The following is a 13,136-nucleotide window of genomic DNA, read 5'->3' on the forward strand; positions in this document are numbered from 1 at the left end:
CCGGCCCCCCTGAATCAGGACTTGACCAACACCAGGCGTTTAATCTCGCCGACCACCACCAGGTAGCACAACATGGCCGCCAGGGCCGAACAGCCGACGAAAATCAATGCGGCGTTGAATGAATGCAACTCTTTAACCATATAACCGATGACCAGCGGCGTAACGATGGAGGCAACATTGCCGAAAACATTGAATACGCCGCCGCATAACCCGACGATCTCTTTTGGCGCGGTGTCGGAAATTACCGGCCAGCCCAGGGCGCCGAAACCTTTGCCAAAGAAAGCCAGCGCCATCAGCGCCACCACAATCACATTGTTGTTGGTGTAATTGCATAAAATGACGCTGGTGGCCAGCAGCATTCCCACCACGATGGGGATCTTGCGCGCCGCCGTAAGGCTTAATCCCCGCTTGAGCAGGTAGTCGGACACTACGCCGCCCAGCACGCCGCCGGCGAAACCGCACAACGCCGGAATGGAGGCCACCAGGCCGACCTTCAATATCGACATACCCTTATCCTGCACCAGATAAATCGGGAACCAGGTAAGGAAAAACCAGGTAATGCTATTAATAAAATATTGTCCGAAGAACACACCCAGCATCATGCGATCGGTGAGCATCTGCTTGATATAATTCCACTTCGGGCCGTCCCGGCTGATAGAACCGGGGGCATCCATATCAACCACCGCGCCGCCGGCCGCCATATAATCCAATTCGGCGCGGGACACGCTGGGATGCTTATTGGGATTATGAAGATATTTCACCCAGGCGATGGTGAGGATAAAGCCAATCACGCCCATGACGGTAAAGACATGCATCCAGCCCAGGGCATAGGTTAACCAGCCCAGTAGCGGTGAAAAAATCGCCAGGGAAAAATACTGTGCAGAGTTGAAGATGGCCGAGGCGGTACCGCGCTCTTTGGTGGGAAACCAGGCGGCGACGATGCGGGCATTGGCGGGAAATGACGGCGCTTCGGCAAAACCCAGCATAAAGCGCAGCACAAACAGCGTGAACGCCCCGTAGGCCAGGGGAAACCAGCCGACAAATCCCTGCAGCAGCGTAAACAGCGACCAGAAAAACAGGCTGTAGGTGTAGACCCGCTTGGAACCGAAACGGTCCAGCAGCCAGCCGCCGGGAATTTGCATTACCAGGTAGGCCCAGCCGAAAGCGGAAAATATCTCGCCCATCTGGCCGGGATCAAGCCCGAGATCCTTGGCAACGCTGGTGCCGGCGATGGACAGGGTGGCCCGGTCGGCATAGTTGACGGCGGTCACCAGGAAAATGATCAATAAAATAACGTAACGAACGTGAGATGTTGTTTTATGGGTAGCCAGAGGTGTAGTGCTCATAGAATATGCTCTCATCAAGGGAGTCTATTTAAGAATGCAAAAATCAGGGTGATAATATTTTTGCGCTACGCGTCTATATATGAAGTTGATATTTTTCACTCAGTGATTTTATATTGTGCTGCTTTTACCGCAGCGCCAAATCCATTCCTTTTTCCTTTCATTACAAAGGCAATGCTAGTATAAAAACAGCAGCACAAAATGGCATTATGCATCCGCCCAAGTATTTAACGTTAAAACTCAATTTTTTTAGGCAAAAACATGACAAAACCCGTGCCGTATCACGTTATTGGCGACAGGTTTTTTTTAACACGGGGAATAGCGACCAGCATCACTTTATGTATGTCATTAGCACTATAATTAGCGAATTTACACGCTAAAAATAGTTCAGTTGCACAATGCAAAACCCTACTAAAAGCGCTTATACTATCGTTACACCCATACCGTTAGCGTTGATGCTCTGCTATTTCGAGGTTATGACCCTCAAGTAGTATTTACGGAGACATTTATGTCATCAATTATCACCCACAATGTCGACAACGCATTGTATATTAAAGTTCACGATACCGATAATGTTGCTATTATCGTGAACAATAACGGTCTGCCGGCCGGTACTAAATTTCCTGATGGGCTGGAGCTTGTCGAGCATATTCCCCAAGGACATAAAGTCGCATTACATGATATTGCCAAAGGCGGTAATATTGTTCGATATGGAGAAATCATCGGCTATGCCGTACGGGATATTAAACAGGGCAGTTGGATAGACGAATCCCTGGTGGTATTGCCCGAGGCGCCGCCCCTTGAATCACTGCCCCTGGCCACCAAAGTGCCGGCCCCGTTGCCGCCGTTGGAAGGGTATACCTTTGAAGGCTATCGCAACCCGGACGGCAGCGTCGGCACCAAAAATCTGCTGGGCATTACCACCAGCGTCCATTGTGTGGCGGGAGTGGTGGAGTTCGTGGTCAAGCTTATTGAACGGGATCTGCTGCCGAAATATCCCAATGTGGACGGCGTGGTGGGGTTGAACCATTTGTACGGCTGCGGAGTGGCCATCAATGCCCCCGCCGCGGTAGTGCCGATTCGCACCATTCACAATATCGCGCTGAATCCCAATTTCGGCGGCGAAATCATGATAGTCGGCCTGGGCTGCGAAAAGCTGCAGCCGGAACGCCTGTTGACCGGCACCGAGGATGAAATTCCCATCGCGGTTGAGAGCGCGGGCGTCAGTATCACGCGGTTGCAGGATGAAAAGCACGTCGGCTTTAAATCCATGGTGGATGATATTTTGCAGGTGGCGGAAGAGCATCTGAAACGTCTGAATGCCCGCAAGCGCGAAACCTGCCCCGCTTCTGATCTCGTGATCGGCATGCAGTGCGGCGGCAGCGACGCGTTTTCCGGCGTTACCGCCAATCCGGCGGTGGGTTTCGCCTCGGATCTGCTGGTACGCTGCGGCGCTACGGTGATGTTTTCCGAAGTCACTGAGGTACGCGATGCCATCCATCTGCTGACCCCGCGCGCCGCCGATGAGCATGTAGGCCGCCGGCTGCTTGAGGAAATGGCCTGGTACGATAATTATCTGAGCAACGGCCAAACCGACCGCAGCGCCAACCCCTCCCCAGGCAACAAAAGAGGCGGACTGGCAAACGTGGTGGAAAAGGCCCTGGGCTCCATCGCCAAATCCGGTACCAGCGCCATTGTGGAAGTGCTGTCCCCCGGCCAGCGCCCCACCAAACGCGGGCTGATATTCGCCGCCACCCCGGCCAGCGATTTTATCTGCGGCACGCAGCAGCTGGCGTCGGGCATTACCGTCCAGGTATTCACCACCGGCCGCGGCACCCCTTACGGTCTGGCGGCGATACCGGTAATTAAAATGGCCACCCGCAATGCCCTGGCGGATCGCTGGTACGATTTGATGGATATCAACGCCGGTACCATCGCCACCGGCGAAGCCACCATCGAAGACGTGGGCTGGCAGCTGTTCAACTTTATTCTGGACATCGCCAGCGGCCGCAAAAAAACCTGGTCCGATCAATGGGGCATCCATAACGCCCTGTCGGTATTCAACCCAGCGCCGGTGACCTGATAAACCATTAAACAGAGGCCGGCATTACCCGGCCTTTTTGTTTTTATGCCAATGCCGGACTACCGCACCAGCGCCGGGCGTTTATTATCAAATGTCCAGTTGGGAATCAGGTATTGCATGGCGGCGGCATCGTCCCGCGCCCCCAGGCCGTGTTGTTGATAAAGCGCGTTGCCTTCCATTACCCGAGCCATATCCAGCTCAATGCCCAGTCCCGGTTTTTCCGGTACCTTGACCTTGCCGCCGATAATTTGCAGCGGCTCTTTGGTGAGGCGCTGATCGCCTTCCTGCCAGATCCAATGGGTATCGATAGCGGTAATTTTACCCGGCGCGGCGGCGGCGACATGGGTGAACATCGCCAGGGAAATATCAAAATGGTTGTTGGAGTGCGAACCCCAGGTCAGTCCCCATTCGTGACAAAGCTGGGCAACGCTCACCGAACCCTGCATGGTCCAGAAATGGGGATCCGCCAGGGGAATATCCACCGACTGCAGGGCCAAGGTATGGCCCATTTGCCGCCAATCGGTGGCAATCATATTGGTGGCGGTAGGCAAGCCGGTGGCGCGACGGAACTCCGCCATGACCTCTCGCCCGGAAAAGCCCTGCTCGGCGCCGCACGGGTCCTCGGCATAGGCCAGCACGCCGCGCAGCTGTTTACCAAGAGTAATCGCTTCCGCCAGCGACCAGGCGCCATTGGGATCCAGGGTTATACGCGCCTTGGGAAAATGTTCCGCCAGGGCGGTTACCGCCTCGGCTTCTTCGCTGCCTGCCAGCACCCCGCCCTTAAGCTTGAAATCATTGAAACCATATTTTTCATAGGCGGCTTGTGCCAGGCGCACAATAGCCGCCGGGGTCATGGCGGTTTCGTGACGCAGGCGATACCAGCCACAGGGATCGTCCGGCTGGCTGCGATAGGCTAAATCCGTCCGCTTGCGGTCACCGATATAAAACAGATACCCCAGCATCTCCACGGCGTCCCGCTGCTGCCCCTCCCCCAGCAGCGCCGCCACCGGCACGCCGAGAAATTGCCCCAGCAAATCGAGCATCGCCGCTTCGATGCCGGTCACCACGTGGATCGTGGTACGCAAATCAAAGGTCTGTAATCCGCGACCGGCGATATCGCGATCCGCGTACCGCAACCGCACGGCCCGCATGACGTTTTTATATTCCCCCAGGGACTTGCCCACCACCAGGCCGGCGGATTCCTCAAGGGTGAGACGTATCTTTTCGCCGCCGGGAATTTCCCCCACGCCGGTATGCCCGGCATTATCGGTAAGGATGACGATATTGCGGGTAAAAAAGGGGCCATGGGCCCCGCTCAGATTCAATAACATACTGTCATGGCCGGCAACCGGAATGACTTTCATGGTGGTAATAGCCGGAGTCATAATCCTTCCTCTCCTGATATTGATATTTAGGCGCAAGTAATAACAAGTTGGAATCGACTATAACGACACTTGTCGGCCCAGGCACTATGCAAATGCCTAAGCCACGAAGGTATATCTCGTCAAAATCCAACATTCTGTTCCTCTGTGACGAAGGGATCCCCCCTTCAGCCAACAGAGTGAAACCGGCGGCTTTTTGCCTTGAATAAACGCTACCGGCTTTTTTTCGCTGAATATTTACTCTATTTTCACCATTGCGAACCTGATCACAAAACGCTTATTCATGGTGATTGGGATCACATGAGGCTGTTCTATCGCCTTAAAGCTTCCCCCTTTGTCAGCACTCATTCAGTCAAAAGCACAATGTGCGGCGGAGTAACTCAATTTATACTCACTCCCTGATGACCCGTTATTGATAGCCGCATCCATTTACCTACTCTACGAACGTTAAGCTCGAACAATCGCCGGATGCAGACAGATAAAAATTACCCTATACCCCACAGGGGAGAGGAATCATGGCTGAAAACTCAATTTCCGTTGCCACCCATAAAACCCATTCCAGGTTTTGGATACTGGCAATATTATTTATTATCAGTACCGTTAATTATGCCGACCGCTCAACCCTATCCATTGCCGGCCCGCATGTCGCCAGCGATCTCGGGCTGAATCCGCTGCAAATGGGCTATGTTTTCTCCGCGTTCGGCTGGGCTTATACCCTGGCGCAGCTGCCGGGCGGCTGGCTTCTGGATCGCTTTGGTTCTAAAATCGTTTATGGTAGCGCTGTCATTATCTGGTCAGCGTTTACTTTCGCCCAGGGATTTGTGCATTTCTTCGCCACTGCGGCGCTGATGCTGTTTATTTTACGCTTTATGGTGGGATTTGCCGAGGCGCCGGTGATGCCCGCCAACAGCCGCATTGTTTCGGCCTGGTTCCCGGTCAGGGAACGCGGCACCGCCTCGGCGATTTTCAATATTTCCCAATACGCGGCGCTGGTGATCTTTAACCCGCTGCTGGGGTGGATTACCCAGGAAGTCAGCTGGGAATACGTTTTTATCGTGATGGGACTGGTGGGCGCAGTGCTTGGCCTGGTGTGGTTCAAAACCATGTACAGCCCGTTGAATCATCCCCGGGTCAGTAAAGAAGAAGTAGAGTATATCCGGGCCGGCGGCGGCCTGGTGGATATGGATAACGACCCGGCGCTGCAAAAGAAAAGCGCCGGTCCGCAGATGGGGTATGTCAAGCAGCTGCTGTCGAGCCGGATGCTGCTGGGCATCTATCTTGCCAATTACTGCGTGAATGCCATTACCTGGTTTTTTCTCTCCTGGTTTCCCATCTATCTGGTGAAAGGCCGGGGAATGTCCATCCTGGAGGCGGGTTTCGTGGCGGCCCTGCCGGCGATATGCGGCTGTATCGGCGGCGTGCTGGGAGGCGTATTTTCCGATTATCTGCTCAACAAGGGCTATTCGCTGTCGGTGGCCCGCAAGACCCCCATCATTGTGGGTATGCTGATGTGTACCAGCATGGTGATTTGTAATTACACGACATCCGATGTGGTGGTCGTGGCGGCAATGTCTCTGGCGTTTTTTGGTAAAGGCATCGGTGCGCTGGGCTGGACGGTGAATGCCGATACCGCGCCGAAGGAAATAGTCGGCCTCAGCGGCGGGGTGCTGAATCTGGTGACCCAGATCGGTGCGATTACCACCCCTATCGTCATTGGCTATATTTTGAACAAAACCGGTTCCTTCGACGGTGCGATGCTGTATGTGGCCGGCAACGGCCTGGTGGTGATTTTGAGTTATCTGTTTATCGTCGGGAAAATCCAGCGCCTGGTGCTGAAACCCCTGGCGGCATGACGGTTTTTTGCTTTGGCCGCCAAGCGGGCGGCCAGGAATACGAGGAATGAGTAATGGATAAGTGTGATTTTTCCGGCGCGCCGACCGTCACCGATATGAAAGTGGTACCCGTGGCCGGCCATGACAGCATGCTGATGAATATCGGCGGTGCCCACGGCGCCTATTTCACCCGCAATATCGTCATACTGACCGATAATGCCGGGCATACCGGCGTCGGCGAGGCGCCGGGCGGCGAAGTCATCTTGAATACCCTGCTGGACGCGAGGCAGCGGGTCATAGGACAGAAGCTCGCCACGCTGAACCGGATTGTCTATGACGTGCATAAAGGCCATATCGGCCAGGACTTTGATTCTTTCGCCCAGGGCGCCTGGACCTTTGAGCTGCGGGTTAACGCCGTGGCGGCGTTGGAAGCCGCGCTGCTGGATTTAATGGGCCAGCATCTGGGCGTACCGGTGGCCGAACTGCTTGGCCCGGGCAAGCAGCGTAACAGCGTGCCGGTGCTGGGTTATCTCTTTTATGTCGGCGACAGAAATCGTACCGACCTGCCCTACGAGGCCGGCCCACAGCGCGCGTCCCATGACTGGTATCGGTTGCGCCGGGAAGAGGCCATGACCGCTGAGGCTATTGTGCGCCAGGCTGAAGCCGCGCAGGATCGCTATGGCTTCAAGGATTTCAAGCTAAAAGGCGGCGTGCTGGCGGGCGAACAGGAGATTGAAACGGTCACCGCATTGGCCAGGCGTTTTCCCGACGCCCGCATTACCATCGATCCCAACGGCGCCTGGTCACTGCAACAAGCCATTCATCTGTGCAAAAATATGCGCGGCATTCTGGCCTATGCCGAGGACCCGTGCGGCGCGGAACAAGGTTTTTCCGGCCGGGAAGTGATGGCGGAATTCAAGCGCGCCACGGGCTTGCCGGTGGCAACCAATATGATAGCCACCAACTGGCGCGAACTCAGCCACGCGGTGCAGCTGAATTCCATTGATATTCCCCTGGCCGACCCGCACTTCTGGACATTGCAGGGGGCCATCCGCGTTGCGCAGTTATGCGACGAATGGGGGCTGACCTGGGGTTGTCACTCCAACAACCATTTTGATATTTCCCTGGCGATGTTTATTCATGTGGGCGCCGCCGCGCCGGGTAAACCCACGGCGCTGGATACCCACTGGATTTGGCAAGAGGGACAGCATCTCACCAAAAATCCGCTGCAAATCGTCAACGGCGAGGTGGAGCTGAGCGATAAGCCGGGGTTGGGGGTCGAGATCGATATGGGACTTATCGAGAAGCAGCATGAGCTGTATAGGCGGATGCCTTCCGGCGCCCGAAATGATGCGGCCGCCATGCAGTATCTGATCCCGGGCTGGACATTCGATAAGAAGAGGCCGGCGCTGGTGCGTTGATAATGTGGGGGGGGACGGCATGGCGTCCCCTCTATCTATGATCTATGGGTAGCAGATGACAGTTTAAGATTTATTTACTGGCTGCAACAATGGTCATATTGATGCCGCATGCCGCAGCATAACGTTTTAACGTGTGATAAGAGGCTTTGGTAACATTTCGCTCCAGCCGGTTAATCGCCGGCGGGTTGACCCCCATCCGCTTGGCCACTTCCGCTTTGGTCAGTCCGGCGTTTTCCCGCCACTCGGTTAATTGTTCAAGCAACGCGTCTTCTTCCATCGCCTCCTGATAGGCGGCAACAGCTTCAGGCGTATTCAGCAAGCGTTTCATGACCTCGGCGTGTTTAATAGCGACTATCTTACTCATCAGTAAGTTCCTCCAACCGTTGCAATGCTAAAACGATTTCGTTTCGAGGGGGTCTTCTCAGTTTATTAGCTCATAGAGAAACTTTCCTCAAGAGGAAATATTATCCTACAGACTAATTTATGATCACACTTAGAAAGTTGTATTTATAGCCGATTAGGCCTCATCATCCAGCTGCAGCGCGACATAAAGCAGCAGGCGATCGTCGAAATTGGCCAGATCCAGGCCGGTCATTTCCGAAATGCGGTTCAGGCGGTACTCCAGGGTATTACGGTGGATGAACAGCGCCTTCGAGGTGGGGGTCGGCTGTACATTGTGGCGAAACCAGGCAATCAGGGTGCGGCGCAACAGGCCGTTATTGTCCATGGCCTTGAGTTTGGCCAGCGGGCGCACCAGTTCACTGGCCTGCCAGCCGCCGCGCAGGCTGTCCAGCAGTACCGGCAGCATCAGGTCCGGATAAAAATAGCAGCGCTGATCCGGCAGCCGCTGTTTGCCCACCGCCATGGTGGTGCGCGCGGTTCGCCAGGAGCGCGCAATACCTCCTGCGCCGGGGAAATAGTTGCCCAGCGCGATGCGCACCCGCAGACGGCTGCTTTCCGTCATGCGGGAAAACAGCGTATCGACCCGGCGGCGGTGTTCCTCCGCATCCCAGCGCCCATGTCCGTTCAGGGCCGGTTTCAGCACTACCATTTCGGTAAGGGAGACGATGGCGATAAGGTTATCCCGTTCCGGCGTGGTCAGCAGGGTTTGCAGCTGTTGCAGCTCCGCCATGGCGCTGTCCACGCCGAACTGGCCGCTGTCCACTTCCACCACCGCCGCCACCCGCGGCTGGTTGATATCGATCCCTAACCGCTGCGCCCATTCAATTAACGCCGGCGTCACCTCTTCGGCGCGGATCAGGTTCAGCACCAGCTCTTCACGCAGCCGGCTGTCTTGCGCCAGCATATGCAGCAGCCGGGCCTGCTCCAGCATCATTTCCGCCGTCATGCACACCAGTTCACCGTACTGGCGCAGCTGGCTGGGATTGCCGGTCAGGCCGATAACGCCCACGATATTGCCGTCGATTTTCAGCGGCAGATTAATCCCTGGGCGGACACCGTGCAGATGACGCGCCACGCCATCGTCAATGTCCACCACCCTTGCCTGGGACAAGGCCAGCAGCGCGCCTTCGTGCAATTCACCGACGCGCTCTTCGTCGCCGCTGCCGATGATGCGGCCCCGGGCATCCATGACGTTGATATTGCTATCGATGATCTGCATCGTCCTTGCCACGATTTCTTGCGCCAATCTCGCGTCGAGATGATATGTCGCCATCCTGTTCCCGCCCCTCATTAAGCCCTTTGCACTAGCATACCCATTGAGATGGCGACATTCATTGTGCAAATGCATAAAGCGCGGGGTTACCCGCGTAAATTGTGCGAGATATCACATTCCGGGCAAAAAAAACAGCGCCCGGAGGCGCCGTGAGCAGGTAGATAATGTGCTTGGAGACGCTGTGATGTTACTGCGCCAGCAGATAGATAGTGGTGTCGCCGCGCTGTACGTTCAGGGCCAGCACCGAGGGCTTGGTGTCGAGGATCTTGCGTAAATCCCCCATATTCTGCACCGGTTGCTGGTTAACGCCCAGGATGATATCGCCCTTTTTCAGGCCGATACGCGCCGCGGTGCTGCCGGGCTTGACGTTATCCACTTTCACCCCTTTCACATTGCCGGTTTGGGTATTGCTCAGATCCGCGCCTTCAATGCCGGTGAAAATATTGGATGAATCCAGCTGCGATTGAGTACTCTGTTCGAGGGTAACCACCACCGTCACCGGTTTGCCGTCGCGCAGCAAGCCCAGGGAGACTTTGGTGCCCACCGGCATTGAGCTCACATCGGCCCGGAAAGCGGCGAAGCTGCTGATGGCCTTGCCGTTCATGGTGACTATCACATCCCCGGCCTTAACCCCGGCCTTGTCAGCGGCGGATTTCGGCAGGACCTGGCTGACAAAGGCGCCGCGCTGGGCATCCACCTTCATGGCCTTCGCCAGTTCGGAATTCAGCTCGGTGCCCATGATACCCACTTCGCCGCGCCTGACCTGGCCGTATTCAACCATTTGCGCAGTCAGGTTTTTCACCATGTTGCTCGGGATGGCGAAACCGATGCCGATGTTGCCGCCGTCCGGCGCCAGAATGGCGGTATTGATACCGATCAGTTCCCCATTCAGGTTGACCAGCGCGCCGCCGGAGTTACCCCGGTTGATAGCCGCATCGGTCTGGATGAAATTCTCGTAATTCTCGATATTCAGGCCGCTGCGTCCCAAGGCCGAAACAATGCCGGAGGTGGCGGTTTCCCCCAGGCCGTAAGGATTGCCGATGGCGACGGTGTAGTCCCCTACCCGCAGCTGATCCGAATCGGCCATTTTAATGGCGGTCAGGTTTTTGAAATCGATAAGCTGCACCAGGGCCAGGTCTGAACGGGGATCCTTGCCGATGATCTTGGCGTCGAATTTGCGCCCGTCATACAGCTGAACCTGGATTTTGTTGGCGTCATTCACCACATGGTTGTTGGTGACCACATAGCCTTTTTCCGCATTGATGATTACACCCGCGCCCAAGGCCATGAATTTCTCTCTGGCGGGAGGGGTATTATTGTCGCCGCCACCGTTGCCCTGGCATAGAGGTGAACCCTGGAAGGGCGAACCGTCTTGGCACAAAGGGGAATCCTGGCCGAAAAACTGCTGGAACTGCTCCGGTACCCGCGACGAATTCACCGCCGTGCTGCCTTCCACGCTAATGCTAACAACCGAAGGCATTACCTGTTCCAGCATCGGGGCCAGACTGGGAAGCTGCTGGTTGGTCGAGGCGGTTTCCGCCGCAAAAGCGGAAACGGGGTTTAGCGCCAGCCCTAAACTTAACGCCATTGCACTTAGGACCAAATTCATTCTTTTCATTTAACGTTGTCTCGACTATTAGTATTAGTAGTACCAGATAATGATTCGAATCGACTGCCGTAGTCATTATGTGAGAGTAATGAAATAACACGAAGTTCAGTAGACTAAAAACCGCAATGGTAAATAAATATTGGCCGGCTTTACAAAACTCGGCAATGCCGTCCGGCTCACTCCGCCGCCATTAATCGGCGATATTCGTCCCAAGCATAAAGATCGGTCATACCACTAATATAGTCCTGAACCAACCGCGCCCGATAATAAAATTCCATCATCGATTGCTGTCGTTGAGGATACTGATTTAATTGAGCTACCGCTTCACCATATGCCAGGCGATGTTTAGTGGATAATTTGTGAAACAGCCGGGTGGGGATCATATAGTCCCGGTGATAATCCTGGGCCACCAGTGCGCTGAACGCCTCCCACGGCATTTCAAGCAAGGGACTGTAGATTTCCAGCAGCCCGCTGATGACCCGGTAACCTTGCAGTTCAAGCTGCTCAACCTCCGGATGGTTAAAGACATGTTTGAATGCCACCCCTTTGAATATCTTGAGCAATTGATAAGCCGGGCTTGAGTCCTCCAATAATCCCTGATTAAAAGATCCGTCAAATATTGTCGCCAGATTGTCAAGAAAACGCTGTGCCGCATGGGGCACCAGACTGGCGACGGTATTAACCCGTAAATACATGAAAAACTGATCGCCGCTGCGTAACCCCTGATTGCGCATTATCTTGTCAAAAGCCTGTCCGATCACCTGCTGGAATAAATCGCCTTTCGTAACCTCGCCCCATTCCTGCAAAAGGTGGTTATATAATTGCTCTACGGTAAATATCTTTTTCTCCACTGCATCTTCCAGGTCGGCTATGCAATAAGAAATATCGTCAGCGGCTTCCATAATATAGGTCAGAGGAAACCGATGGTACTCCCCTAGCCCTAATTCATCGCGCAATGTCTTGATATACCCTTCTTCCGCCAGATAATAGCCCGGTTTTTTCATGAGATAGCTGAATTCCGCCGGCGCCGCGCCCTGCCAGTAAGCCGGGCGGGTGTATTTCAGGACACAGCCCACCTGGGCATAGGTCAGGTTTAGTTTGAGCAGACTGTGCACCATGCGGATAGCCTGCGCATTGCCTTCGAAATGGCACAAATCGAGACGGATGCGGGAACGCAATTCGTTATCGTCGTTTTCACCGGCGCGCAGGCGCAAAATTTCCACCTGGCAGCGATCGTTGCCCTGGGCCTCATTGCCTAAACCGGCGATATCCAGACGGCGGCCGAACCAGTCGTTAATCGCCGCTTCGCCAAAATGGCCGAACGGAGGGTTGCCGATATCGTGCATCAGGCAAGCCATTTCGACGATGCTTTCACAGGGAGCCTCCAGCTGCGACAGGCCCAGATCCTCGATACGCCGTTCGCTCTTGAGCTGATGGAAGACCTCCTTAACGATATGCCGGCCCACCTGCTGCACCTCCAGGGAATGGGTCAGCCGAGACCTCACCGCCGCATTGCGTTCAAGGGGAAAGACCTGGGTTTTCTGCTGCAGGCGGCGAATGGCGGCGGAGTTGATGATGCGTCCGCGATCGCTTTCAAACTGGCGGATAACGGCATATTCGTCCTCGGCGATGATGGGTTGACCGGAAGGGCGCTGAAAACTCAGTTTCTTGCGAAAGTCGATCGCGGACATCATGTTCCCCCAATGCTGTTCCTGAACTACCGTGATACCCATAGCAGGAGTTAAATGCAACCACGGCGGCAATTATTTCCCGTCTCCGGACATGATAGAA

9 protein-coding genes are annotated in these 13,136 nt (G+C 55.0%); 3 read left to right on the forward strand and 6 right to left on the reverse strand.

Features of this window, described 5'->3' with window-relative positions:
• Nucleotides 1-14 precede the first annotated feature (14 nt).
• A complete protein-coding gene (locus tag ACL2XO_RS22010) occupies nucleotides 15-1,346 on the reverse strand; it encodes an MFS transporter (protein ID WP_413741529.1) in 1,332 nt (443 codons plus the stop codon).
• Between the two features lie 505 nt (nucleotides 1,347-1,851).
• Here ACL2XO_RS22010 and garD point away from each other — a divergent pair.
• A complete protein-coding gene (garD, locus tag ACL2XO_RS22015) occupies nucleotides 1,852-3,426 on the forward strand; it encodes a galactarate dehydratase (RefSeq protein ID WP_203523834.1) in 1,575 nt (524 codons plus the stop codon).
• 59 nt (nucleotides 3,427-3,485) lie between these two features.
• Here garD and gudD read toward each other — a convergent pair whose 3' ends face one another.
• Nucleotides 3,486-4,811 carry a glucarate dehydratase gene (gudD, locus tag ACL2XO_RS22020; RefSeq protein WP_203523835.1) on the reverse strand — a complete coding sequence of 442 codons (1,326 nt, stop codon included), beginning with the start codon at nucleotides 4,809-4,811 and terminating at the stop codon, nucleotides 3,486-3,488.
• A gap of 512 nt (nucleotides 4,812-5,323) precedes the next feature.
• On the opposite strand from gudD, the gene ACL2XO_RS22025 reads away from it, so the two are divergent.
• Both ACL2XO_RS22025 and ACL2XO_RS22030 read left to right on the forward strand, forming a co-directional pair.
• Entirely contained in the window at nucleotides 5,324-6,661 is a 1,338-nt protein-coding gene (locus ACL2XO_RS22025; RefSeq protein ID WP_413741530.1) for an MFS transporter, read from the forward strand.
• 53 nt (nucleotides 6,662-6,714) lie between these two features.
• On the forward strand, nucleotides 6,715-8,061 hold the full coding sequence (locus tag ACL2XO_RS22030; RefSeq protein WP_413741531.1) for an enolase C-terminal domain-like protein: 1,347 nt from the start codon (nucleotides 6,715-6,717) through the stop codon (nucleotides 8,059-8,061).
• Between the two features lie 70 nt (nucleotides 8,062-8,131).
• Here ACL2XO_RS22030 and ACL2XO_RS22035 read toward each other — a convergent pair whose 3' ends face one another.
• The 4 genes from ACL2XO_RS22035 to dgt form a co-directional block, all read right to left on the reverse strand.
• Nucleotides 8,132-8,425 carry a helix-turn-helix domain-containing protein gene (locus ACL2XO_RS22035; protein WP_203523837.1) on the reverse strand — a complete coding sequence of 98 codons (294 nt, stop codon included), beginning with the start codon at nucleotides 8,423-8,425 and terminating at the stop codon, nucleotides 8,132-8,134.
• A gap of 153 nt (nucleotides 8,426-8,578) precedes the next feature.
• Nucleotides 8,579-9,736, reverse strand: a complete 1,158-nt coding sequence (locus ACL2XO_RS22040) for a CdaR family transcriptional regulator (RefSeq protein ID WP_132926096.1) — start codon at nucleotides 9,734-9,736, stop codon at nucleotides 8,579-8,581.
• A 187-nt stretch (nucleotides 9,737-9,923) separates the two neighbouring features.
• The gene (degP, locus tag ACL2XO_RS22045; protein ID WP_132926094.1) at nucleotides 9,924-11,354 is read right to left on the reverse strand and encodes a serine endoprotease DegP; all 1,431 of its coding nucleotides are present in this window, start codon (nucleotides 11,352-11,354) and stop codon (nucleotides 9,924-9,926) included.
• 167 nt (nucleotides 11,355-11,521) lie between these two features.
• Nucleotides 11,522-13,036: a dGTPase gene (gene dgt / locus ACL2XO_RS22050; protein ID WP_132928014.1), complete on the reverse strand. Its 1,515-nt coding sequence runs from the start codon at nucleotides 13,034-13,036 to the stop codon at nucleotides 11,522-11,524.
• Between the last annotated feature and the right edge of the window lie 100 nt (nucleotides 13,037-13,136).

The organism is Sodalis sp. RH15, from assembly GCF_047324255.1.
Taxonomy (GTDB): Bacteria; Pseudomonadota; Gammaproteobacteria; order Enterobacterales; family Enterobacteriaceae; genus Acerihabitans; species Acerihabitans ligni.

Excerpts from the sequence above, each read along its gene's own strand:
- ACL2XO_RS22025 (WP_413741530.1), top strand. The coding sequence starts at position 5,324 with ATGGCTGAAAACTCAATTTCCGTTGCCACCCATAAAACCCATTCCAGG.
- ACL2XO_RS22035 (WP_203523837.1), bottom strand. The coding sequence starts at position 8,425 with ATGAGTAAGATAGTCGCTATTAAACACGCCGAGGTCATGAAACGCTTG.
- ACL2XO_RS22030 (WP_413741531.1), top strand. The coding sequence starts at position 6,715 with ATGGATAAGTGTGATTTTTCCGGCGCGCCGACCGTCACCGATATGAAA.
- dgt (WP_132928014.1), bottom strand. The coding sequence starts at position 13,036 with ATGTCCGCGATCGACTTTCGCAAGAAACTGAGTTTTCAGCGCCCTTCC.
- garD (WP_203523834.1), top strand. The coding sequence starts at position 1,852 with ATGTCATCAATTATCACCCACAATGTCGACAACGCATTGTATATTAAA.
- degP (WP_132926094.1), bottom strand. The coding sequence starts at position 11,354 with ATGAAAAGAATGAATTTGGTCCTAAGTGCAATGGCGTTAAGTTTAGGG.
- ACL2XO_RS22010 (WP_413741529.1), bottom strand. The coding sequence starts at position 1,346 with ATGAGCACTACACCTCTGGCTACCCATAAAACAACATCTCACGTTCGT.
- gudD (WP_203523835.1), bottom strand. The coding sequence starts at position 4,811 with ATGACTCCGGCTATTACCACCATGAAAGTCATTCCGGTTGCCGGCCAT.
- ACL2XO_RS22040 (WP_132926096.1), bottom strand. The coding sequence starts at position 9,736 with ATGGCGACATATCATCTCGACGCGAGATTGGCGCAAGAAATCGTGGCA.